Genomic DNA, 23,617 nt, shown 5'->3' with positions numbered 1-23,617 from the left:
AAAGCGTTCAATGGTTTGAGTAAGGGGTAAAAAAGGCGGGATTTAGGGCTTTTGCCACAGCACATCAGGCATGGTGACATGTTTGTCGGGTACGGCGTAAACGCCTTATCCAACCTTGAAGATCGATGTGACGCGGCCGCGTCACATCAGGCAATACAAATCAGAATCCAAGGCTATCCAACAAATCGTCGACCTGGTCCTGACTGGCTACCACACCGGCTTTGCTGGTATCTACCTGTGGTCCATTCAGCAAACTCTGGCTTTCACGTTTCGGACGTGCATCCTGTTCCGGGATATTTTCCAGCAGCACCATTAGCAACTGGCGTTCAATCTCCTGAATGACATCCATCATTCGTTTAATGACCTGCCCGGTGAGGTCCTGAAAATCCTGCGCCATCATGATTTCCAGCAACTGCGCATTGGTAAAACTGGTATGCGTCGGCACATCCGCCAGAAATTGCCGTGTATCGGTCACCAGTTCGCGAGCGTCGGCAAGATCAATGGGATCGGCAAACCAGTCATCCCAGCGTTGGGTTAACGCTTTTGCTGATTTCTCCATGTGATCCTGATGCGGTTGTGAAGCCTCAACACTGTTGAGCGCCCTTTCCGCAGCCTGGGCAGTCATCTGCACAACGTAGTACAAACGATCGCGGGCATCGGGGATGGCTTCCGCCGCTTCTGCAATGGCCTGGTCCAGCCCCAGCTCCCGCAGACTATCGCGCAGCATACGCGTCAGGCTGCCGATGCGCGCAATGATATCGCCAGCAGAATTTTCATCAGCAGGTTTAATTGATGGTTGCATCATAGTCGCATCCTCACATGCCCAGTTTCTCAAAGATTTTGTTGAGTTTTTCCTCCAGCGTCGCGGCGGTAAATGGCTTAACCACGTAGCCACTGGCCCCCGCTTGTGCTGCGGCAATAATGTTTTCTTTCTTCGCTTCTGCAGTCACCATTAACACCGGCAATGCTGACATCGCGCCATCAGCACGAATCGTTTTCAGCAATTCAAGGCCGTCCATGTTTGGCATATTCCAGTCGGAGATAACAAAACCATATCCTCCCGCCTGCAACTTATTGAGAGCATCGGCGCCATCCTCCGCTTCCTCAACATTATTAAATCCAAGCTCTTTCAGCAGGTTACGCACGATGCGTCGCATGGTGGAAAAGTCATCCACAACCAAAAATTTAAGCTCTTTATCCGCCATCTCACACTCCTGATTTAAATACGTATCGCCTGTCCGGCACTGATTTTTGCCAGCATTTGCTGGCTTACCTGGCTAAGATCGACCACTTCGCAGACGCCACCCATATTGATGGCCTCGCGCGGCATGCCGAACACCACGCTGCTTGCTTCATTTTGCGCAAGAGTCCATGCCCCCGCCTGACGCATTGCTAACATTCCCGTCGCGCCGTCGTTGCCCATGCCCGTCAGGATCACCCCAACCGCATTACGCCCCGCCTGTTTGGCCACAGAATGAAACAACACATCTACCGATGGCCGATGGCGATTAACCGCCGGGCCATCGTGAATTTTGATTTGATAATTCGCGCCACTACGCGCCAGTTCCATATGCCGATCGCCCGGGGCGATATAGGCATGCCCCGGCAAGACGCGTTCTCCGTCCTCGGCTTCTTTCACGCCGATTTGGCACAGCTTATTAAGTCTGTCGGCAAAAGAGCGGGTAAAACCGGGCGGCATATGCTGGGTAATTAACAGTGCCGGGCTGGAAAGCGGCAACGGTTGCAATACGTGACGAATCGCCTCAGTTCCCCCCGTTGAGGCGCCAATCGCAATCAGCTTTTCTGAACTCAAAAGCGGTCCGGTCTTCAGCGTTGTCGGTGCCGATAACGGTTTATGCGCAGTAAGGCTTGCCCTTGCTGCCGTACGCACCTTTTCGGCAATCATTTCGCTATACGCCAGCATTCCTTCGCGGATCCCCAGTTGCGGTTTGGTGACAAAATCTATCGCCCCCAACTCCAGAGCACGCAGCGTGACTTCGGAACCTTTGCCAGTCAGAGAAGAAACCATCACTACTGGCATCGGTCGCAAACGCATTAATTTTTCGAGGAAATCCAGTCCGTCCATACGCGGCATTTCGACGTCCAGCGTCAGCACATCAGGGTTGAATTTCTTAATCAAATCACGCGCGACCAGCGGATCGGGAGCCGTCGCTACCATTTCCATGTCACTATGACTATTGATGATTTCTGTCATTATCTGGCGCATCAGTGCCGAGTCATCGACCGACAACACCCTGATTTTGCTCATCGTTAATCCTTACTTAGCGCATACACCGTCTGTCCACGCAATGTGAAGCTGCGCTCAAGGTGGCTAAAGTTTTCAGAGTGACCCGCAAACAATAATCCGTCGGGTTTAAGCAGCGGTACAAAGCGGCGCAAAATCTCCTGCTGGGTCGCTTGATCGAAGTAGATCATGACGTTACGACAGAAGATCGCATCGAACGGCCCCGGCGCAGCGTACTGTTTCGCCAGCAAATTCAGCGGGGAAAAATCGATGTAGTTCGCCAGTGCCTTACGCACACGCACCAGCCCTTGATGCGGCCCCGTACCGCGCATGAAGTAGCGCTGGAGTTGTTGCGGCGTCAGGTTTTTCAGCTCTTCATGGCGATAAATGCCGCTTCTGGCTTTCTCCAGCACTTCGGTGTCGATATCGCTGGCGAATACTTTCCAGCGTCCGGGCGCGGTGCCCAGCGTATCCGCCAGCGTCATCGCAATGCTGTAGGGTTCTTCACCTGTCGATGCCGCCGCACTCCATACGCGATACTCGCCAGAGCTGTGGCGGGCGTGCTCCGCGAGCAATGGGAAATGATGCCCCTCGCGGAAAAATGCCGTCAGGTTTGTGGTCAGCGAATTAATAAACGCCTGCCACTCGCCGCTGTGCTGATTAGATTCCAGTAAATTCAGATAATGGCCGAAGTCTGCAAGCCCCAGCGAGCGCAAACGGCGCACCAGGCGGTTGTAAACCATGTCGCGTTTGTGGTCCGCCAGGACTATCCCCGCACGTTGATAGATCAATTGACTTATCCGCCGAAAATGCGCGTCGGAAAGCGCCAGGCGCTCGGTCATCTGTAACAATAAAGACGTTTGCCCGCAGGGCAGAGATGATGTCATAGCGCCTTCTCAGTCACTTCAGGAAACCACTGATTCACCCGTTGTGCCGTTGCCGCCGCTTCTTCTGCCAGTGCGACGTTTTGTTGCATCACCTGATCCATTTGGCTGAAATGACCGAGTGAGTAAATACTCATCAAAATGTTTCCCAGTTTGGATCTTGTTCAGTAATACGCAGTCGCGGCTGTGCGGGTGGTTGTTCAGTGGTTGGACGGGATTGTGGTTTAATCGTTTGCGAGCTTGCAGCCAGACGGAATGTGGAAACTGCTTGCGTTAAACGGCTGGCCTGCTCTTCAAGGGCCGCCGCCGCCGCGGCAGACTCCTGCACCAGCGATGCGTTTTGTTGGGTGACGCGATCCATTTCCGACACTGCCAACGCCACTTGATCGATACCGCGACTCTGTTCATCCGATGCAGAGGCAATCTCGCCCATAATGTCGGTAACACGGGTGACGGCATTGACAATATTCGTCATGGTTTCCCCGGCACTTTCTACCAGCACCGAACCGGTATCAACGCGGGAGGCGGAATCTTCAATCAGCGCTTTGATCTCTTTTGCCGCCTGGGCGCTGCGACTGGCGAGATTACGCACTTCGCCCGCCACCACGGCAAAACCACGCCCCTGTTCCCCTGCTCGGGCGGCTTCAACAGCCGCGTTCAGTGCCAGGATATTGGTCTGGAAAGCAATGCCATCAATAACGCTAATAATGTCAGCAATTTTCTGCGAACTGTCGGCAATTTCGTGCATGGTTTTCACCACACCGTCCACGACTTTGCCACCATGCTGAGCAGTATCGGAGGCACTTTGCGCCAGTTGCGAGGCTTGACGGGCGTTATCGGCGTTCTGTTTCACTGTTGCTGTGAGCTGTTCCATGCTGGCGGCCGTTTCTTCCAGCGCCGATGCCTGCTGTTCAGTACGGGAGGAAAGATCGGTATTCCCCGCAGCAATCTCACGAGTACCAGCATAGATAGCGTCTGAACCTTCTCGCACATGGTTGACCGTGTCTGTCAGAGAGCGTTGCATATGTGAAACGCTCTGTGCCAGGTCGCCCATTTCACTGCGCCCGGCAATGCTGAGGGTATGCGCCAGATTGCCACCAGCAATTTCCCGGATGTGAGAAATGATCTTCGCTAACGGGTTAAGTAGCATGCGGCGGATGCCGTACCACGCCACCAGCAGAATCAATACCACCACCAGCGCGATAACCGCCAGTTGCCACTGGGCAAATCGGTAATCATCAGTGTTGTCAGTGACGATAGCTTGATACCGTTTTTCACTACTGAGGGCGTACTGGGCAAAGGCTTCGCCCATCGCATTTTGCATTCCCTGGGTTGGCTGAGCGAAATAGGCTCCGGTATTGCCATAATCAAGATAATCAATCAGTTCTGTTAATGCTGTGTGATAGTTTTTATATTTTTCGTCGATATTACGACTGGTAGCGACCATTTCAGCTAACGGTGCCATGATTTTGAATTTTTTATAATGGATTGCAGCCTGGGCCAATGTTTTCCTGGCGCTATCAAGTAATTCAACTTTAGCGTTACTTTGTTGATTGGATGAATCCATCATCATCCGCACCGCTGAACGACTCAGGTTAATGCGCGTTTGCAGCATTAAATCCCAGGTTGAGGTCAGCTCGCTTTGCTGCTCCCGTAATTGATTGGAAACCACAAAACTTTTCTGGCTATGGTGAAGAGAAGAAAAAAACAGACTTCCGGAAATAAGCTGTAACAGTGCGAATACCCCCAGCACCATTACCAACAGCGTGACTACGCGGATACGGTTAATCATAAGGCACCTTCCTGAAAACAAGTTGGTTTCGTTATCGGCAGGAAGGAGGGAAACTTTATTTCTGATGCCAGTCATGGCGATATTAAAATGAAAAACCCAATGCGCAGGGCATCGGGCTCATTTCATTTGAGTACGGCTGGATAAATTATGCGACTTCTGATGCCGTGCTATCCAACAGCGCCATCTCTTCGCTATTCAGCAGTTTTTCGATATTAACCAGAATTAGCATGCGATCGCCCAGCGCGCCCAGGCCGGTGAGGTATTCTGTGGAAAGCGTCACAGCAAATTCCGGTGCCGGGCGAATTTGTTCCGTCGTCAACGAAAGAACATCTGAAACGCCATCTACCACAATGCCGACCACCCGCTGCCCAAGATTCAGAACGATAACCACCGTGTTATCGTTGTACTCCACATCCACCTGGCTGAACTTAATACGCAAATCAATAATTGGCACAATCACGCCGCGCAGATTAGTGACGCCTTTGATAAACGCGGGTGTATTGGCAATCCGCGTAACCTGATCGTAGCCACGGATCTCCTGCACTTTCAGAATATCGATGCCGTACTCTTCGTCACCGAGGGTAAATACCAGAAACTCCTGGCCTGACGGTTCGCTGGCCAGCTTTGTTACATTTGTCATACCGGTCATATTTATTCCCTTTTTACTCAATCAGGCGGCGGTATTCGCCATACGTTGTTCGCGGTTTATCGCCTGCAAGGCGGAAACATCAACAATCAGTGCCACGCTGCCGTCGCCAAGAATGGTTGCAGCAGAAATGCCAGGGACTTTGCGATAGTTACTTTCAAGGTTTTTAACCACCACCTGATGTTGACCAATTAACTGATCCACCAGCAAGGCGTAGCGGCGACCGCCACTTTGCAGAATGACAACAATCCCCTCTGTAGCTTCGGTTTTCGCGCCTGCGACGTTGAACACTTTCCACAGTTCGACGATGGGCAGATATTCACCACGCACTTCCAATACTCGCTCGCCCCCTGCCAGTGGATGGAGATCGGCTTCACGAGGTTGTAGTGATTCCATGACGGCGTTCAGCGGCAGAATGAAAACTTCGTCAGCGACGCGTACCGACATGCCATCGAGGATCGCCAGCGTTAGCGGCAGTAAAATGCGGATTGTGGTGCCAACGCCCTGCTTCGACTGGATTTCAACGTGGCCACCCATCTCCTGGATATTACGTTTGACGACATCCATGCCGACGCCGCGCCCGGAGACATCGGTGACCTGCTCCGCCGTGGAAAAACCAGGGGCGAATATCAACATCGCCACTTCGTCGTCAGTCATGTTGTCGCTAACGCTCAGACCTTGCGAGGCGGCTTTTGTCAGAATCCGCTCTCGATTAAGCCCCGCGCCATCGTCGGTCACTTCGATGCAGATGTTGCCGCCCTGGTGTTCAGCAGACAGGATTAAATTTCCAACGCTATCTTTACCCGCAGCGAGTCGTTTTTCTGGCAATTCAATACCATGGTCGAGGCTATTGCGTACCAGGTGGGTCAGCGGGTCGATAATGCGTTCTATCAGACTCTTGTCGAGTTCGGTGGAACTGCCCACCAGCGTCAGTTCCACCTGTTTGCCAAGTTTACCCGCCAGGTCGCGCACCAGCCGGGGATAGCGGCTAAAGACATATTCCATCGGCATCATGCGAATCGACATCACTGATTCCTGCAAATCGCGGGCGTTACGTTGTAACTGCCCCATGCTGGTAATCAAATCCCCATGATTCACCGGGTCCAGTTCACTGGAGCGCTGGGCCAGCATCGACTGAGTAATCACCAGTTCGCCAACGAGGTTAATCAGCTGATCAACCTTTTCAACCGCCACGCGGATGCTGCTAGATTCGCTGCCGCGCGACGTTTTTTCCCGTTCCACTCGCCCTGCTGGTGCTTGTTCGGCTGCCAGTTTAAGTACCGGTGGCGGGGATATTTTGGGCGCGGACTCTACTTTTTCGAAGGTAATCTGATCGGCCTCAATCACAAAACAGAGCACCGCTTTGATGTCATCTTCGGCGATGTCGCCCGGTAATATTGCCGAGAGAGAATCCGCCCCCTTCACCACATCAGTTAACGTTGTCAGATGCCCCAGCTCTTCTTCCAGTAGATCGACTTCTCCCGCCTTCAGACGCGAAATTAGAATTCGTCGCGGCGACTCACTGTTACCCTGTTCATCTTGCGGTTCACTTTTGGCAACCACACTTAACCGGGCCATGGCGGGTGTCGATTCGCCTTTCGCTTCTATTGCCAGTTGACGTAAGGCCTGGCAGATATAGTCAAAGCTGGCGGCATCCGGCTCTTGCGACTGTTTATAAGCGTCGAGCTGTTCCTGCATGATGTCCTTCGTTTCCAAAAACAGATTGATAATGTCGGTGTTAAGCAGCATTTCACCGCGTCTGGCTTCGTCGAGCAGGTTTTCCATCAGATGCGTGGTTTCCTGCAATACGCTAAAGCCAAAGGTTCCCGCCCCTCCTTTGATGGAGTGGGCCGCACGAAAGATGGCATTCAATTGTTCGGCATCTGGCGCTTCTGGCTGTAAATTCAGCAGATGCTGCTCCATATCGGCCAACAGTTCGTCCGCTTCATCAAAAAATGTCTGGTAAAAATCGCTTATATCCATGCTCACGCTGTCACCTCGATTCGGCTGATGGCATTGTGGAAACACTGACCTGCGGTGTTACCCCAGGTTTTTCCAGGACGCTTACCGGCTCATTCTGGCTTTCGGCGTTTTCATGCAAAATGGCCTGTTCGGCTTGTTTATTCAGTACCAACAGACTGATTCGACGATTAACGGCATCATCCGGGCCGCGATCGCTTAAGCGCATGGTCGCCGCCATGCCGACAACGCGTAAAATTTTGCCATCAGCCAGACTTCCCACCATTAGCTCACGGCGCGACGCATTGGCGCGTTCAGTGGAAAGCTCCCAGTTGCTGTAACCTTTCTCACCATTGGCGTAAGGGAAATCATCGGTATGACCGGAAAGGCTGATACGGTTAGGAATACCGTTCAGCACCGGCGCAATGGCGCGCAGAATGTCGCGCATATAGGGCTCGACATCAGCACTACCGGTTTTAAACATCGGGCGATTCTGGCTATCAATTATCTGGATACGTAAACCTTCCTGTACCAGATCGATTTTGAGATGTGGACGCATCGCCCGTAGTTTCGGGTCTGATTCAATAAGCTGGTCGAGATCGCCACGCAATTTCCGCAGCCGACTTTGCTCCATGCGTTTTTTAAGTTCTTCAATGTTCGGCTGCTTATTCACTTCCCCCTGGCTTTGGGTGAAATCATCACCGCCGCCGGGAATTGGGCTTTCGCTATTAGAAATTCGATCGCCGCCCGTTACCGCTGTCGCCAGCGGCGTACGGAAGTATTCCGCAATCTGAATCAGCTCTTTTGGGCTGGAGATGGAGATAAGCCACATCACCAGAAAAAAAGCCATCATCGCGGTCATAAAGTCAGCATAAGCAATCTTCCACGAACCATGTGCTGCGCCGTGGGATTTCGCTTTGCGTCGTTTGACGACAATAATCGGATGCGCTTGATTCTTCATGCTTCCTCGGTTGTCGTCTGCTGTTGCGGATTTTTCACCGCGCGCACATGCTCTTCCAGTTCAACAAACGACGGACGTTCACTGGAATAGAGCGTTTTGCGACCAAATTCAACGGCGATAGGCGGTGCGTAACCGTTCAGATTAGAAAGCAGTGTGACTTTGACGCACTGCATCATTTTGCTGGTTTCGGCGCTTTTCTGGCGCAAAACACTCGCCAACGGGGAAATAAATCCGTAAGCCAATAAGATACCGAGGAAAGTCCCCACCATCGCATGTGCGATGAGCGCCCCCAATTCGGCAGCAGGACGATCGGCTGATCCTAATGCGTGCACCACTCCCATTACGGCCGCAACAATCCCAAACGCAGGAAGAGAGTCTCCGACCAACGCCAGGCTGTTCGCCGGAACCTCCGCCTCGTTTTCGTGCGTTTCTATCTCTTCGTCCATCAGGGCTTCAATTTCGAAGGTATTCATGTGGCCGCTGATAATCAGGCGCAGATAATCGACGATAAAATCCAGCATAACGGCATCCGCGAGGATGCGCGGATAACTGGCGAAGATCTCGCTCTCTCGTGGATTTTCAATATCGCGTTCCAGTGAGAACATGCCCATTTGCCGCGATTTCGCCATCAGACGGTAAAGCAACGCCAGCAAATCCATATACATTGCTTTGGTATATTTAGAGCGACGAAACAACAATGGCAGCGCCTTAAGCGTACCTTTGATTGCTTTGCCATTATTGCCGACGATAAACGACCCAATGCCTGCACCGGCAATAATCACCAGTTCAGCGGGTTGATAGAGTGCTCCAAGGCTTCCACCGGTCATCAAATAACCGCCGAAAACTGTACCGAGAACAACCAGGTAACCTAATAAGATAAGCACGACATCATCCTTTCACTGTTGACCATGACAGGATGTCCAGTCGGCAGACGTTACCTTACGGCTGGAGAAAAATAAGCAGCGGCAATTAATTACCGCTGCTGGAGTGTTTCGCCACACCGTATGGGTTAAACAGCCTGTATTCTCTGTTCATCCAGCAGTTGAGGGATAATATCGGCAGGGTTCTGAGAAAGTTTACGTCTTTTTACGGCGCGCGATGGCGGTTGACATAAGCTGCAGGCAAAACTGCCGACAGGTTGATGAGCATGAGTGATAAAATTACCGCCGCAGCAGTTGCAGCTGGAAAGTTGCAGTAAATCGCTTTCGACAAATCGCACCAGAGTCCAGGCGCGGGTTAGCGCCAGCAGTGGTCCGTTTTCGGCTTGTGGGCACTGTTCAAGGTATAAACGATAGGCTTTGATTACCGCATCGACGCCATTACATAACCCGGTTTTCAGTAAAAACTGCCATGCATTACAGAACATCGACGCATGGACATTTTGTTCCCAGGTCATAAACCAGTCGGTAGAGAACGGCAACATCCCTTTCGGCGGCGGGCTTCCGCGCAGCTCTTTATAGAGCTTGATCAGGCGTCCGCGACTTAATTGTGTTTCACTTTCCAGCATCTGCAAACGAGCGCCCAGGGTTATCAACTCCATGGCGAGTTGGATATCACGGGCTTCCTGAACAATGCTTTTTTCACTCATGATCAGGCCCTTTTCTTACGTTGTGCTTCTTCGGGCTGATTAACATCATTCAATAAACGCGTGGAGAGCATAATGCCGGTATGAATTTGCTGGAGATCGTCAACACGGGAATCCTGCGTCAGTTGGTTAATAGTCTGGTGGCTGTCAAAGCGGAATTGACAAATCAGTTGATTGGTTTCGGCCAGTTTAACCATTTGCGGAAGAGTCAGCGTCGCCAGCGTTGTAGCCATTTCTTCATTAATACCGAGACGAAACATGGCGGACGCTTTGTCCTGAACGATCAGACGCTGTGCAAGAAGTAAATATGACAAGTTAATGTCATAAATATGTTTCAGCAACTCGGAGGTATGCATTATTCCCACCCAGAATAACTAACTTTATTTTTTATGCGGTATCACCGCATCCCGTGATGTCGCCGGGAAATCCCGGTAAAAAGTAAATAAAAATGGAATAGTAGCGATCAACGAAAAAACACACAGACATCATAAGAGGTGAAACACGTCTTACACAGAGTGATGCTTTTTACACTTATCTAAGATTTTTCCTAATTCGACGCAACTGTACTCGTCACCACTCATACATACAACGGAGCGGAGCTGCGATTTTCGACAATGTGTGATACGGATCACACAAAACACTCAATTACTTAACATTGATGTATAAGTCATACTTTTGTTTTGCGTATATTTCATTCTGTTAAAAAGTTTTTCAGCTTATCTGCCAGCAAAAATGATGTGGCGGGATAAAATTGAGATGTTGCGCACTGTTAATATAAATCACCGTGAATAACCATATCCCGGATATGGGATAAATATCTATGATCTCTGTAAATCATTAAAAAAACAGCCAATTAAATAATAATATGCCATTTAAAAAAAATTAAGGCTGCCAACAATACCAATGTTAACAAGATGTTTTATTAATATTAACCATTTGTTTAGTGAGAGAAATCAATTTCTTCACTTCCTCATCATCACCCGCATGACTACATAGTAACACTACGATATTGATTAATTATCTTTATTAATGATCATGCTAATATTTGCATTTTTGACCAAGTTGTTATTGCATCTATAGCTCATTCAGGGTAAAGCTGTGATCTCACCTGAAGTTCATAGAATAAGGAGCAGGTTATGAGTTACGCCAATATTCTTGTTGCCGTTGCTGTCTCACCGGAAAGCCAGCAACTGTTAGCAAAAGCGGTATCTATCGCCCGTCCCGTTAATGGGCGTATCAGTTTAATCACCCTCGCTTCCGATCCAGAAATGTACAATCAATTAGCCGCGCCGATGCTTGAGGATTTACGCAGTGTGATGCATGAAGAAACACAAAACTTTCTGGACAAATTAATTCAGGATGCTGGATATCCCGTTGAAGAAAAGTTTATAGCTTACGGAGAGTTGAGCGAACATATTCTGGCGGTATGCCGTAAACATAAATTCGATTTGGTGATTTGCGGTAATCATAATCACAGTTTCTTTTCGCGAGCATCCTGCTCTGCGAAAAGTGTGATTGCCTCAAGTGAGGTTGATGTGCTGTTGGTTCCGCTTAAGGGAGATTAAGCGCAATTACGCCAGCTTTGGAAAGGTCGCAACTTTATCGCGCTGCTGGCTTTCCGCGCTGCGCGGAATTATCAGCTTTAGGTCGCTAATAAAGCACTCCTGCCAGTGGTTAATATCGTTTTTCACGATAATTTCCAACATTTCTGCATGACGGGAAATACGTTCTGCCAGCGACATAGTCAATGCCCGATTCAACGCTGCCGCGACCTCATCACGATCGTATGGGTTAACGATTAACGCTGACGTCAGTTCATTCGCCGCCCCCGCAAATTGTGAAAGTACCAGTACACCGGGATTGGCAGGATCCTGGGCGGCGACATATTCTTTCGCCACCAGATTCATCCCGTCACGCAGCGGCGTCACTAATCCGACATCGGAATAGCGGAAGATTTTCATCAGTAATTTACGGTCGAAATGCTGGTTCAGATAATAAAGCGGTGTCCAGCCTAATTGCCCATATTTTCCGTTAATTCTCCCGGCTTCATTTTCCAGCTGATGACGAATATCCTGATACGCCTGCACATCACCACGCGAGGTTGGCGCTATCTGGGTATAACGTATTTTGCCATGATGTTGCGGATATTTTTCCAGCAAGGCTTCATAGGCGAGAAAACGCTCAGGCAGACCTTTGGAATAATCCAGTCGTTCGACAGAAAAGATATTTTGTACGCTTTTCAGCTCCGCTTTTAATTGCGCCAGTTTGGGCGGCAGCGGTCCGGCAGCCTGTTTGGCTATTTCATCCGGTTCAATACCAATAGGGTAAACTTCGGTGCGAAATGCCTTGCCCCAGGCCGTATGATTGCGCGAACTACGCGTCGTGACGCGCGTCAGGTTGGAAAGGCAATCCAGAAACGCCAGGCGATCGTTTTCTGTCTGAAACCCCAGCAAATCATAATCACAAAGCTGTTCAAGCAACGTGTTATAAGTCGGCAGCGCGTTGAAGATTTCCGGTGTTGGGAAAGGAATATGCAGAAAGAAACCAATGCGATTATTCACGCCACGTTTACGGAGTTCATGCGCAAATGGCAACAGGTGATAGTCGTGGATCCAAATAATGTCATCGTCTTCCAGCAACGGCAGTAATTTATCTGCCAACAATGCATTCACGCGTAAATAGCCTTCCCAGGCGGAACGCTGAAATTGCACCAGATCGAGTCGATAATGAAATGCGGGCCAGAGAACAGCATTGGAGAATTGGTTGTAGTATTCGTCGAGATCCTTTTCACTGAGGTTAAAAGAGGCCCAGGTGATATTTCCTTTTTTCACCTTTTTTAGCGGCTGATCCTCATTCCCTGTTTCGCCACTCCAGCCAAACCACAGTCCACCTGCGGCTTTCAGCGCCCCCAGTATACCGACAGCAAGGCCACCGGCACTGGCGGCGTGCTCGTCTGGTGATGCAATCCGGTTAGATACTACGACTAAACGGCTCATAGTCATCACTCCTGTTATTGTCTCTTTTTAGTTGTTGTAATGCGTTGGTTATCATTTCAAGCCAGCGCCAGACATCCGGCACGCCCGCCAGCCGCCATGATGCCTGAGTTGCGCCTGTGCCAATTTTCACTGACATTCCGCCCAGCCTGTTAACGACCGAGAAGCCAGATTCATCGGTTAAGTCATCGCCTAAAAAAATAGGCTTGCGGCCAATAAAGGGAACTTCCTGCATAAATGCGGCAATCGCGTCCCCTTTGCTGGTGCCTCTCGGTTTTATCTCAACGACACACTTTCCCTGTTGTAACGCCATTTGCGGCCAAATCTGGGTAATGCGCTGCGCTAATGTCAATAAGGCGTCCTCATGCTGCGGTGCCTGACGATAATGCAACGCAAACGCCATCCCTTTAGCCTCAATCTCCACACCGGGAAGCCTGGCGATAGCCGTATGCAATTGAACGCTAATATCCCGGGCAATCGCTTCCGGCAAATGAACAATATGCGTTTTACCATTGATGTCACGGCGCTCCGCCCCATGCACACCCGCTAACGGGAAGCGATAAGGTTTCGCCAGTGCGTCAAGCTCTACCATTGAGCGCCCTGATATCAATGCCAATGCACCATCACTTGCGGTTGCCAGCAGCTGGAGTCCTTGCAGAATATTTTCAGGTACGACGACCTGATCGGGATGCGGTTTGATTTCCGCCAGCGTTCCATCGAGATCAAAAAACCAGGCATAATTCGCGGATAGTTCAGGGGGTTCGGTTAACGGTTCTGTCACCCGGTACTCCTCCTTATCTTTTTATTGTTCGCGCAGAACGCGCTTTACAGACATGTAAGTATAGACAGTGTGACGAGGCTCGCCATTGGCAAAAAGAACAGCCAACCGTTGTGGCGGTTGGCTGTGGAGGATTTTGGAACTAAATAATTATCGTATAAAGCATCAAACAGTGCGTTTCGCTTTTTGCTTATAACGGTCGAAGATTACCGCAGCCAGCAGGATTAAGCCACGAACAACATACTGTGCGAACGGAGAAATATTAAGCAGGTTCATGGCGTTTTCCACGGTGCCTAAAATTAAGATACCCGCCACTACATATGAGATTTTTCCGATGCCGCCTTTCAGAGAAACGCCACCTAAAACGCAGGCAGAGATAACAATCAACTCATAACCAATAGACGTCATTGGCTGGCCGCTGGTCATACGAGAGGCCAGAATGATCCCGGCAATCGCCGATACCAGACCAGAGAGAACGAAGATAATAATTTTGGTACGGACCACCGGTACACCCGCGAGACGCGCCGCCTCTTCGTTACCGCCAATTGCCAATGTATTACGACCAAACGTGGTTTTGTTCAGCAGCAAACCAAAGACGACCAGGCAAGCCACAGTGAGCCAGATTGGCGCAGGCAGGCCGAACCAGTTGGCATAACCGAGTGCAAAGAAGCTTTCATCTTCGATGCCCACCGCTTTACCGTCAGAGATAATATACGCCAGACCACGGACAATCTGCATCGTCGCCAGCGTGGTAATCAGGGCGTTGATTTTCAATTTAGCGATAACAAAGCCATTCACCAGGCCGCACAGAACGCCCAGCAGTAAACCTGCCGCCACGCCAATCCACAAACTTTCGGTCAGGTTAATAACCACCGCAGTGGTTACGCCTGCGCAGGCAATCACCGAGGCGACAGAAAGGTCAAAGTCACCTGAGGCCAGGCAAAACAACATACCGCAAGCCACCATCCCCGACATGGAGATTGCCAGTCCCAGCCCTTTCATATTAATAAAGGTGGCAAAGTTCGGCACGAAGATGGCACAGGCGATAAAAAGCACTGCGAACACCACCAGCATACCGTACTGATCCCAGATACGCCCGAGGCTGAATGACGACTTAGGCGCGCCAGAACCCGATGTAGAAACAGAAGACATCTTATTCTCCTTACTCAGGCAACTGCCTGGCTGACTTTAGGCATAGCAAGGCTTAGTGCCTGACGCTCATCTGCCTGCTCGTGTAGCAATTCACCGGCGATTTCACCTTCCCACATAACTACGATGCGGTCGGCGACACCAAGGACTTCGGGCAGGTCACTGGAGGCAAACAGTACCGCCACGCCCTGCGCGGCCAGCGCATAAATCACGTTATAAATTTCATGTTTAGCCCCCACATCGATGCCGCGCGTAGGTTCATCAAGCAAAATGACTTTCATCTCTTCGGATAACCAACGCCCCAAAATGGCTTTTTGCTGATTACCGCCGGAAAGATTCATGATCAATTGCTCTGCACCTGGCGTTTTGATGTTGAGAGAACGAATGTGGTGATCGGCATTATTGGCTTCCCAACCGTTGTTGATCACGCAACCGCCGTGCACATGTTTGCGACGAGCGCTGATGTTGATATTGTCGCGCACCGAATGCACTGGAATAATGCCCTCCGCTTTGCGATCTTCCGGGCAGAGCATCATGCCAGCGGCAATGGCGTGGCCCGGTTTACGGATATCGATCGGCTGTTGGTCGATATAAACCTGCCCAGCGGTAATTTGCGTACCGCCAAACATGCCTTTCATTAATTCGCTGCGCCCTGCCCCCACCAGACCAAACAGGCCGACGATTTCGCCACTGCGAACAGCCAGGCTTATTGGCGTACGCACACCTGGCGCCTTTACCGCATCCAGACGCAAGCGCTCCTCGCCATAGTTGCGCGGTTGCCAGCCGTAGATATCGCCGATGTCGCGACCAACCATTGCCTGTACCAGCGAGTCATGATCTACCTGCTGCATGTCGGTAAAGGTTTTGACGTAACGACCATCTTTAAAAACAGTGATGGCATCGCTGAGCGCAAAAATTTCTTCCATACGGTGAGAAACGTATAAGATCACCCGCCCCTCTTTTCGCAGTTCACGAATGACGCGAAACAGATTGTCTATTTCACGCGCGGATAAGGAGCTGGTTGGTTCATCAAAAGCGATAATTTTGGCGTTACGTGCCAGAGCTTTGGCAATTTCAACCATCTGCCATTGCCCGATGGAGAGATATTTCAGCGGCGTATCCGGGTCAATATCCATACCCAGATGTTTGAGCTGTATCCCAGCTTCATAATTCAGCAGTGAACGATTCACGATACCGCCTTTATGAGGAAGCTGGCCGAGATAGATGTTTTCCGCGACGGTCATTTCCGGCACGAGATGCAGTTCCTGGTAAATAATCGCGACACCCGCATTCAGTGCTGCAGTTGTATCGGAAAAGGACATTTCCTGCCCATTAATCACTACAGAACCCGTGGTTGGCGCATAGTTTCCACTAAGGATTTTTAAGAGTGTTGATTTTCCGGCGCCATTTTCACCCATCAACGCATGAACCTGACCGGCATAACAGTCAAAACTGATATCCGTAAGCGCCTTAACGCCTGGAAAGGTTTTACCAATGCCGCGAAATGAGAGATACGGGGTAGACTGTTGCATAACGTCTCCGTGAATCACTGGTCGTTTTACACCCCCTCTGCATAACGCAGAGGGGAATTTTTCCGGCAGATTACTTACCGCCTAAACCTTTTTTCTCCAGTTCTTCTTTAAAGTTGTCACGCGTGATCAGCACTACGTCGGTAACTTCGGTGAATTTTGGCGGTTCAACGTCTTTTGCTACCCAGTTGTAAAGCATTTCGCTGGATTTATAGCCATGAACGTCCGGGCTTGGCAGCAGTGAACCATAGAAACCCGTAGCCTGTGCCTTTGACAGTTCACTCACCGCATCCACACCGTTAATACCGATACCGATAATATCTGCGGCTTTAAAGCCCTGACCTTCCGTCGCGCGTACGCCACCCAGCACGGTGCTGTCGTTCATACCGACGATCAACCAGTGTTTAACTTCAGGATGCTGAACCAGCATAGAGTTGGCGGCGTCAAACGCCCCTGGAATGTCGTTAGATTTGGTAGGAACTTGATAAATTTGTTTTTCCGGGAATCCGGCGGCTTTCAGCGCATCCATAGAACCGGTGGTACGACGACGGGCGGTATCCAGTTCGTTGGCAGTAATCGCCATTACGGCGCTTTCTTTCACATCCCAGCCACGTTTCTGCATCTCTTTATACAGTTCCTGGCCCTGACGTTCGCCAATTTTCGTCGCCGCCATCATCACCAATGGAACGGTATCAACCGGCTTACCTTTGGCATTAACAAACTGATCATCCACGGCAATAACTTTCATATCGTAGCCACGCGCTTTCGCCACGATGGCTGCACCCAGTTTCGGGTCCGGAGTACAGATAACAAAACCTTTCGCGCCACTGGCTGCCAGGCTATCAATAGCGTTCAGTGTTTTTTCGCCATCAGGTACGGCTATCTTAATAACTTCAAAGCCTAAATCTTTCCCGGCTTTATCGGCAAACTTCCATTCAGTCTGAAACCACGGTTCTTCTGGTTGCTTCACCAGGAAACCGAGTTTCAAATTTTCCGCCATAGCGGATTGTGACATAACGGCAGCCAGACCGATGGCTGCAAGAGCTTTAGTAAATTTGTGCATGGTTATCTCCAGCTTTAGCATCATTTTGTGTAGGGCAAAACCTAAGAACTTTCGTTAATTCAATCGGAAAACAAAGCATTACCTTTGGCGAAAAGATAAGTGACTGTGTTGGCATAGTTTTAGCGAGAAATTAATTCTCCATAGGAGAGCAATATCACACCGCAGAATTACAGTGAGAACGTGCATGAATTTAGCAATAAAAGACATACGGAAGACGTCAATTGTATGACAAATGAGAAATGACTTAGCAGATTAGTCCATAAGATTAGCCTGGAAATCCTTGTGGCATCATTTGATAGCTCTGGCGTGTCTTCTTTTTAATCTAATTTGCTCGGGCAAGAAGCTGCTCATTACAGCTGAATGGTGAATGATGTAAGAAGAATAAAAACTCCAGACAAAATTCCTTTCGCTGTTAATTATCACCACCTTCATTAATGAAGGATAAATCCATAATGCGAGCATCATCGCAAAACTGAAAAAATACCTGAAAATATAAGAACAGCATCATGAAATTGATAAATTCATTTAATATCAATAACATCCAGAAATTCACAACATTGAGAGTTATTGCAAATCAATAACTCTAATCAATGAAATGTAAAAAAATATAAACTTGGTGATTTAAGGATTTTCTTATAATGCTTCAGACGTTATGCTTATTTCAGATCATCGTCAGAATTGACTCCAGGATCACATTTCGGACCCGCAGAAAGGAATTATTCTGCAAACAGTAATTACGGTGTTTTGATTTATCTTGCACCTCTCGTCTTCTGGATATAAGGATATTAGGTATGGCAACCACTGGAATGCTTCTCAAACTCAACACTCAAATGAACCGCGAGTTTTATGCATCCAATCTCTACCTCCACCTGAGCAACTGGTGTTCTGAACAAAGTCTGAATGGCACCGCGACTTTTCTTCGCTCCCAGGCACAAAGTAACGTGACTCAAATGATGCGCATGTTTAACTTCATGAAAAGCGTCGGAGCGACGCCCATCGTGAAAGCCATTGATGTACCTGGCGAAAAACTGAACTCTCTGGAAGAACTCTTCCAAAAAACCTTGGAAGAATATGAGCAGCGTTCAAGCACGCTGGCGCAATTAGCAAATGAAGCTAAAGAATTGAATGATGATTCTACTGTCGATTTTCTGCGCGATCTGGAAAAAGAACAGCAGCACGATGGTCTCTTACTGCAAACCATTCTTGATGAAGTGCGCAGTGCGAAACTGGCCGGTATGTGCCCTGTCCAGACCGACCAGCATGTTCTGAATGTCGTGTCGCATCAGATACATTAATAAAATCGGCGCATGAAAAGATGCGCCGAATACACAAAAAGTGGTGAAAACCGCTGCCTCACATCGCTGAGGCGGCGGTTTTTTAATGGGATTCGTTTTGTGGGGTAAACTTTAGCTCAATCAACGCGATGGCTTTTTGAATAGCACGCATAGTGACTGGGTCAGCAGCAGCCGGATGGTGGGTAAAATCAATATTCTTCAGCTGGCTGGACATTTTTTCACGAACCTCAACAGGCGCGATCACATCGAGCACGTCGAGAATTTGTTTGATCACCAACTGGCAAGCAACAACATCAGAAACCAGTTCCTGATCGGCATTCAGCGGCTGGGACATCCTAAACTCCTGATAGCATTTTGAAAGCCGTTATAGTAGCGGCTTCCCTTCCTCAACGATAGTCACATCAGCCCGCATCAGGGTATAAAAAAACCTGCCGGAGCAGGTTTTTTTATTATCTGAACATATTGCCTGGCGGTACGTCTTTGAACGTCTTGCAATAATTATTGAACATGCTTTTCAGGATCTTACGCAGTTTCATCGCGCCACTCCGATTATTTGTTATGCAGGTGTTATTGTTCTTGCTGCTTATAATATGACATCCATCACAAAAATCAATCTTTATGTGATGCAAATCACATAAATACCCCTTTAATGTTACATAAATGATAACCACAAGATGTGTGCGTTCTGAAGAAAGCAAGGAATAGCGCTAATCCGTCGTCTTTTCTGTCCATAACCTGGCTGTGTCCACAAGTACAATACCTGTTTCTTCTCCCTCTTCAGGCTGTGACATGAAACATCTGATAATTGTTTTTTCACTTTTAACAGTAGCGGGCTGTACCGTAACTCGTCAGGCTCACCTCAGCGATGTTGATGCCACGAGTGGCATTGTACGCCTCGTTTATAATCAGGCTTTTTTACAACACGCCCGCACTGACAACTATCTCGATCAGGGAATCGCGAACCGCGCATGTCAGCAGGTTGGATTTACCCGCGCCTTTGCGTTTGGGCAACCTGTAAGTAACTGTAGTTTGTTTGCAGGATCATTATGTCTGAATACGCAATTTACACTGTCGTATCAGTGCCGATACTTAACCCCCTCGGCTTATCAATAAAGATTTTAATCAGCGAGGGAGGCTTCGCTGGTTAATTACCATCTCAAATAGCGTTAATGCGTTTTATTCACATTCGCATTTTTAATAATTGACTTTAATATTTTACCTTTTGCAAATAATAAAATAACAAATTATAGTGGCGCCACAGCAACAAATATAACCTTTGTGGAGCACTATCATGCTGAAACCAGAAATGATTGAAAAACTTAATGAGCAGATGAACCTGGAACTCTACTCTTCACTGCTTTATCAGCAAATGAGCGCATGGTGCAGCTATCACACCTTCGAAGGTGCTGCCGCGTTTCTGCGTCGCCACGCCCAGGAAGAGATGACGCATATGCAGCGTCTGTTTGATTACCTGACCGATACCGGAAATCTACCGCGAATTAATACCGTTGAATCACCGTTTGCTGAATATTCTTCACTTGATGAATTATTCCAGGAAACTTATAAACACGAACAATTAATTACGCAAAAAATTAACGACCTCGCTCACGCTGCCATGACTAATCAGGACTACCCAACGTTCAATTTCCTGCAATGGTATGTGTCTGAGCAACACGAAGAAGAGAAGTTGTTCAAATCTATTATTGATAAATTGAGCCTGGCGGGGAAAAGCGGCGAAGGACTTTATTTCATCGATAAAGAACTCTCTACCCTCGACGCACAAAACTAATCTTCTCTGGCGGCAGATTTTCTGCCGCCGTTTCAGATCAGTGACGACAAATCTTACTTTTATCGGTTGAGAACCCCTCTTCGCAGGGAATAAATTTGCCTTTTTCCGCCAGAAAAGCCACCAACTCTCCCGCTGTCATCCCTTCAGCCGAGCAAGTATGAAAACGTGTCTGATCACCAAAACGCGCTTTGATCGCCGCTTCCAGGCTGGCGTGCGTATATTGCTCACCTGATTCAATCATCATATTTAACACTTCATGACCGTGAATCGATTCCATCGTTCCTCCTCAAAAAAAGCATAGCGTAACGATCCCCGCGCCTTATGGCTTTGCGCCAGCTCAGTTCTGAATGCATTTATCGTACATTTTTATTTACACTAGATGTAACGTCGATTTGACGAAATATGGATAATGCCTTAACCTGCGCCGCAGATATCACTCATAAAGATCGTCAGGACAGAAGAAAGCGTGAAAAACAGAACTCTGGGAAGTGTTTTTATCGTGGCGGGAACCACAATTGGCGCAGGCATGCTGGCAATGCCGCTGGCAGCGGCTGGCGTCGGTTTTACCGTCACTCTGACATTGTTAATCGGCTTGTGGGCCTTGATGTGTTACACCGCGCTGTTACTGCTGGAAGTGTATCAGCATGTCCCTGCAGATACCGGCTTAGGCACACTGGCAAAACGCTATCTGGGCCGCTACGGTCAGTGGCTGACCGGCTTCAGTATGATGTTTTTAATGTATGCCCTGACCGCAGCATATATCAGCGGTGCCGGTGAATTACTTGCCTCCAGCATCAGCGACTGGACAGGCATTTCAATGACCACAACCGCTGGCGTGCTGTTGTTTACTTTTGTTGCCGGTGGTGTGGTTTGTGTTGGGACATCGCTGGTCGATTTATTTAACCGTTTTCTGTTCAGCGCCAAGATTATTTTCCTGGTACTAATGCTGGTATTGCTGCTACCACATATTCATAAAATCAATCTGCTAACGCTGCCACTGCAACAGGGTCTGGCATTGTCTGCAATTCCGGTGATTTTTACCTCGTTTGGTTTTCACGGTAGCGTACCGAGCATCGTCAGCTATATGGATGGCAACATTCGTAAATTGCGCTGGGTGTTTATTACCGGTAGCGCGATCCCTCTGGTGGCATACATTTTCTGGCAACTGGCGACACTGGGCAGTATTGATTCAACAACCTTTATGGGACTGCTGGCGAATCATGCTGGATTAAATGGGCTGTTACAGGCATTACGCGAAGTGGTGGCCTCGCCGCATGTCGAGTTGGTGGTGCATTTATTCGCTGATTTAGCCCTCGCCACATCTTTCCTGGGCGTAGCGTTAGGCTTATTTGATTATCTGGCGGATTTGTTTCAGCGTTCCAATACCGTTGGTGGAAGACTGCAAACCGGTGTAATTACCTTTCTGCCGCCATTGGCGTTTGCGCTGTTTTATCCACGTGGTTTTGTAATGGCGCTCGGGTATGCTGGCGTAGCGCTGGCAGTATTAGCGTTGATAATTCCTTCACTGCTGACCTGGCAGAGCAGGAAGCATAATCCACAAGCAAGCTATCGGGTGAAAGGTGGACGTCCCGCACTGGTGTTGGTGTTTATCTGTGGCATTGGCGTGATTGGCGTGCAATTTTTGATTGCGGCAGGATTGTTGCCAGAAGTGGGATAAATGCTTTGCCGTGTATATGGACATAGTCCAGATTTTTGTCCGCATCCTTAAAACATGGGTGCCAGAGTTAATTCTGACACCCAATATAGCCTCTTAATGCAGGCAGCACTGCTTATATTTCTTGCCACTACCACATGGGCAAGGGTCGTTACGACCAGGTTTTTCTTCAGCTTTAATCGGTTGCTGAACAGCTTTTTCCTGAGGATGCGTCATCCAGTAAGCATGCAAATCAAGCGCCGCCAGTCGAATGGCATCCACGCTTTCTTCAAACGCTTCTGGCGACATCTTCTCTACGCGCTCGAAGTTTTTCTCAGTACCGTGCAGCGCAATCGCTTCAAGCGCCGGTTTTAATGAGTCAGGCAATGCTGACCAGTCAGAAAGCGCAACGCCACGCATATAGCCAAAGCACCACTCTTCGACAATCGTCAGCTCGCTACCGTCAACTTCTCGTAGACCAAATAACGGTTCAAACTGTTCAGGAAACTCGTTGAGGCGCTCTGCAGTATCGGCCATATGTTGGAACGCCAGGTTCATAAAGCGCGTCATCTCTTTCTCTGACGCCCAGCGCGGCACATAATCCGCCCCACCCCACACAGCAACCAGCCACTGTTCTGGTTCAATTTCTTGCGGAGAACTCAACACCGCCGTCAACAAACCGTCCAGCTCTGCCACATCAAGGATGGCGTGGTCTGTGTTGTATTTGGTCAAGATATCATCCAGCCATTCCAACTCACTTTCGTTTAACGGTCCAGTTTTCATACGCTTTTCCTTGTGGATCTCGACTCGCCAGCACCTATCTTACATGTCGGTCTGGCATAGAGATACTTTTCGAGTGGATTACCCGGAGATTAAAAATCAGAGAGGGTGTAACGACAAGTTGCACATACAAAAAAACCACCCGAAGGTGGTTTCACGACACTGCTTATTGCTTTGATTATTCTTATCTTTCCCATGGTACCCGGAGCGGGACTTGAACCCGCACAGCGCGAACGCCGAGGGATTTTAAATCCCTTGTGTCTACCGATTCCACCATCCGGGCTCGGGAAAAATTGGAGGCGCGTTCCGGAGTCGAACCGGACTAGACGGATTTGCAATCCGCTACATAACCGCTTTGTTAACGCGCCAAATTCTTCAGGCTTTTCAGCCAGACACCCGCTTAATGCCGATGTCGTTTAAACTGGAGCGGGAAACGAGACTCGAACTCGCGACCCCGACCTTGGCAAGGTCGTGCTCTACCAACTGAGCTATTCCCGCAATCATCAAGCAATCAG

The 23,617-nt window shown here is 49.1% G+C and carries 26 protein-coding genes and 3 tRNA genes; 5 read left to right on the top strand and 24 right to left on the bottom strand.

Features of this window, described 5'->3' with window-relative positions:
* Nucleotides 1-160 precede the first annotated feature (160 nt).
* The 12 genes from cheZ to flhD form a co-directional block, all read right to left on the bottom strand.
* Nucleotides 161-805, bottom strand: a complete 645-nt coding sequence (cheZ, locus tag FEK46_RS20595; RefSeq protein WP_135559471.1) for a protein phosphatase CheZ — start codon at nt 803-805, stop codon at nt 161-163.
* Nucleotides 806-815: 10 nt separating this feature from the next.
* A complete protein-coding gene (gene cheY, locus FEK46_RS20590; RefSeq protein ID WP_000763855.1) occupies nt 816-1,205 on the bottom strand; it encodes a chemotaxis response regulator CheY in 390 nt (129 codons plus the stop codon).
* Between the two features lie 14 nt (nt 1,206-1,219).
* The gene (gene cheB, locus FEK46_RS20585; protein ID WP_130208515.1) at nt 1,220-2,269 is read right to left on the bottom strand and encodes a protein-glutamate methylesterase/protein glutamine deamidase; all 1,050 of its coding nucleotides are present in this window, start codon (nt 2,267-2,269) and stop codon (nt 1,220-1,222) included.
* Between the two features lie 2 nt (nt 2,270-2,271).
* A complete protein-coding gene (gene cheR, locus FEK46_RS20580) occupies nt 2,272-3,132 on the bottom strand; it encodes a protein-glutamate O-methyltransferase CheR (protein WP_130208517.1) in 861 nt (286 codons plus the stop codon).
* On the bottom strand, nt 3,129-3,266 hold the full coding sequence (locus tag FEK46_RS23470; RefSeq protein WP_165383289.1) for a hypothetical protein: 138 nt from the start codon (nt 3,264-3,266) through the stop codon (nt 3,129-3,131). The genes cheR and FEK46_RS23470 overlap by 4 nt, the downstream gene beginning before the upstream one ends.
* Complete coding sequence (tar, locus tag FEK46_RS20575; RefSeq protein WP_135559470.1) at nt 3,266-4,921, bottom strand: methyl-accepting chemotaxis protein II; 1,656 nt, start codon at nt 4,919-4,921, stop codon at nt 3,266-3,268. The genes FEK46_RS23470 and tar overlap by 1 nt, the downstream gene beginning before the upstream one ends.
* A gap of 145 nt (nt 4,922-5,066) precedes the next feature.
* The gene (gene cheW, locus FEK46_RS20570; protein ID WP_130218676.1) at nt 5,067-5,570 is read right to left on the bottom strand and encodes a chemotaxis protein CheW; all 504 of its coding nucleotides are present in this window, start codon (nt 5,568-5,570) and stop codon (nt 5,067-5,069) included.
* A 21-nt stretch (nt 5,571-5,591) separates the two neighbouring features.
* Nucleotides 5,592-7,556: a chemotaxis protein CheA gene (gene cheA, locus FEK46_RS20565; protein ID WP_135559469.1), complete on the bottom strand. Its 1,965-nt coding sequence runs from the start codon at nt 7,554-7,556 to the stop codon at nt 5,592-5,594.
* Between the two features lie 4 nt (nt 7,557-7,560).
* Nucleotides 7,561-8,487 (bottom strand): flagellar motor protein MotB, encoded by a 927-nt coding sequence (motB, locus tag FEK46_RS20560; protein ID WP_131161115.1) that lies wholly within the window; start codon nt 8,485-8,487, stop codon nt 7,561-7,563.
* Nucleotides 8,484-9,371 carry a flagellar motor stator protein MotA gene (gene motA / locus FEK46_RS20555; protein ID WP_130208527.1) on the bottom strand — a complete coding sequence of 296 codons (888 nt, stop codon included), beginning with the start codon at nt 9,369-9,371 and terminating at the stop codon, nt 8,484-8,486. Before motA ends, motB begins: the two co-directional genes overlap by 4 nt.
* 125 nt (nt 9,372-9,496) lie before the next feature.
* Complete coding sequence (gene flhC / locus FEK46_RS20550; protein ID WP_064529301.1) at nt 9,497-10,075, bottom strand: flagellar transcriptional regulator FlhC; 579 nt, start codon at nt 10,073-10,075, stop codon at nt 9,497-9,499.
* A 2-nt stretch (nt 10,076-10,077) separates the two neighbouring features.
* The gene (flhD, locus tag FEK46_RS20545; protein WP_130208529.1) at nt 10,078-10,428 is read right to left on the bottom strand and encodes a flagellar transcriptional regulator FlhD; all 351 of its coding nucleotides are present in this window, start codon (nt 10,426-10,428) and stop codon (nt 10,078-10,080) included.
* Between the two features lie 780 nt (nt 10,429-11,208).
* Here flhD and uspC point away from each other — a divergent pair.
* Nucleotides 11,209-11,637, top strand: a complete 429-nt coding sequence (uspC, locus tag FEK46_RS20540; protein ID WP_130208531.1) for a universal stress protein UspC — start codon at nt 11,209-11,211, stop codon at nt 11,635-11,637.
* A 6-nt stretch (nt 11,638-11,643) separates the two neighbouring features.
* Here uspC and otsA read toward each other — a convergent pair whose 3' ends face one another.
* From otsA to araF, 5 genes are all read right to left on the bottom strand, one after another.
* Nucleotides 11,644-13,068 carry an alpha,alpha-trehalose-phosphate synthase gene (gene otsA / locus FEK46_RS20535; protein ID WP_135559468.1) on the bottom strand — a complete coding sequence of 475 codons (1,425 nt, stop codon included), beginning with the start codon at nt 13,066-13,068 and terminating at the stop codon, nt 11,644-11,646.
* Nucleotides 13,043-13,846 carry a trehalose-phosphatase gene (gene otsB / locus FEK46_RS20530; RefSeq protein WP_130218666.1) on the bottom strand — a complete coding sequence of 268 codons (804 nt, stop codon included), beginning with the start codon at nt 13,844-13,846 and terminating at the stop codon, nt 13,043-13,045. Before otsB ends, otsA begins: the two co-directional genes overlap by 26 nt.
* A gap of 162 nt (nt 13,847-14,008) precedes the next feature.
* Nucleotides 14,009-14,995, bottom strand: coding sequence for an arabinose ABC transporter permease AraH (gene araH, locus FEK46_RS20525; RefSeq protein WP_130208537.1), 987 nt, complete (start codon nt 14,993-14,995; stop codon nt 14,009-14,011).
* Between the two features lie 14 nt (nt 14,996-15,009).
* Nucleotides 15,010-16,524 carry an arabinose ABC transporter ATP-binding protein AraG gene (araG, locus tag FEK46_RS20520; RefSeq protein WP_135559467.1) on the bottom strand — a complete coding sequence of 505 codons (1,515 nt, stop codon included), beginning with the start codon at nt 16,522-16,524 and terminating at the stop codon, nt 15,010-15,012.
* 70 nt (nt 16,525-16,594) lie between these two features.
* Nucleotides 16,595-17,584, bottom strand: coding sequence for an arabinose ABC transporter substrate-binding protein AraF (gene araF / locus FEK46_RS20515; RefSeq protein WP_130208541.1), 990 nt, complete (start codon nt 17,582-17,584; stop codon nt 16,595-16,597).
* Nucleotides 17,585-18,375: 791 nt separating this feature from the next.
* Between araF and FEK46_RS20510 the strand changes: the two genes are divergently transcribed.
* The gene (locus FEK46_RS20510) at nt 18,376-18,879 is read left to right on the top strand and encodes a non-heme ferritin-like protein (protein ID WP_130208543.1); all 504 of its coding nucleotides are present in this window, start codon (nt 18,376-18,378) and stop codon (nt 18,877-18,879) included.
* A gap of 82 nt (nt 18,880-18,961) precedes the next feature.
* Here FEK46_RS20510 and yecJ read toward each other — a convergent pair whose 3' ends face one another.
* Both yecJ and azuC read right to left on the bottom strand, forming a co-directional pair.
* Nucleotides 18,962-19,213, bottom strand: a complete 252-nt coding sequence (gene yecJ / locus FEK46_RS20505) for a DUF2766 family protein YecJ (protein ID WP_064529310.1) — start codon at nt 19,211-19,213, stop codon at nt 18,962-18,964.
* Nucleotides 19,214-19,328: 115 nt separating this feature from the next.
* Entirely contained in the window at nt 19,329-19,415 is an 87-nt protein-coding gene (gene azuC, locus FEK46_RS20500; protein ID WP_010723106.1) for a stress response protein AzuC, read from the bottom strand.
* Nucleotides 19,416-19,668: 253 nt separating this feature from the next.
* On the opposite strand from azuC, the gene yecR reads away from it, so the two are divergent.
* Together yecR and ftnA are read left to right on the top strand one after the other, a co-directional pair.
* On the top strand, nt 19,669-19,992 hold the full coding sequence (gene yecR / locus FEK46_RS20495) for a YecR family lipoprotein (RefSeq protein ID WP_130208545.1): 324 nt from the start codon (nt 19,669-19,671) through the stop codon (nt 19,990-19,992).
* 178 nt (nt 19,993-20,170) lie between these two features.
* On the top strand, nt 20,171-20,668 hold the full coding sequence (gene ftnA / locus FEK46_RS20490) for a non-heme ferritin (protein ID WP_135559466.1): 498 nt from the start codon (nt 20,171-20,173) through the stop codon (nt 20,666-20,668).
* Nucleotides 20,669-20,705: 37 nt separating this feature from the next.
* Here the strand turns inward: ftnA and FEK46_RS20485 are convergent, their stop codons facing one another.
* Complete coding sequence (locus FEK46_RS20485; protein WP_130208547.1) at nt 20,706-20,945, bottom strand: YecH family metal-binding protein; 240 nt, start codon at nt 20,943-20,945, stop codon at nt 20,706-20,708.
* 189 nt (nt 20,946-21,134) lie between these two features.
* Between FEK46_RS20485 and tyrP the strand changes: the two genes are divergently transcribed.
* Entirely contained in the window at nt 21,135-22,346 is a 1,212-nt protein-coding gene (gene tyrP, locus FEK46_RS20480; protein WP_135559465.1) for a tyrosine transporter TyrP, read from the top strand.
* Between the two features lie 93 nt (nt 22,347-22,439).
* Here the strand turns inward: tyrP and yecA are convergent, their stop codons facing one another.
* The 4 genes from yecA to FEK46_RS20460 all read right to left on the bottom strand — a co-directional run bounded on the left by yecA (nt 22,440) and on the right by FEK46_RS20460 (nt 23,600).
* Nucleotides 22,440-23,105, bottom strand: coding sequence for a UPF0149 family protein YecA (yecA, locus tag FEK46_RS20475; RefSeq protein ID WP_130259925.1), 666 nt, complete (start codon nt 23,103-23,105; stop codon nt 22,440-22,442).
* A 193-nt stretch (nt 23,106-23,298) separates the two neighbouring features.
* Nucleotides 23,299-23,385, bottom strand: a tRNA-Leu gene (locus tag FEK46_RS20470).
* Between the two features lie 11 nt (nt 23,386-23,396).
* Nucleotides 23,397-23,470 (bottom strand) — tRNA-Cys (locus FEK46_RS20465).
* Between the two features lie 54 nt (nt 23,471-23,524).
* A tRNA-Gly gene (locus FEK46_RS20460) sits at nt 23,525-23,600 on the bottom strand.
* Between the last annotated feature and the right edge of the window lie 17 nt (nt 23,601-23,617).

Origin of the sequence: Escherichia sp. E4736 (genome assembly GCF_005781225.1) — a bacterium.
In the GTDB taxonomy this organism is placed as follows: domain Bacteria; phylum Pseudomonadota; class Gammaproteobacteria; order Enterobacterales; family Enterobacteriaceae; genus Escherichia.
This window is presented reverse-complemented; position numbering and strand designations above follow the sequence as displayed.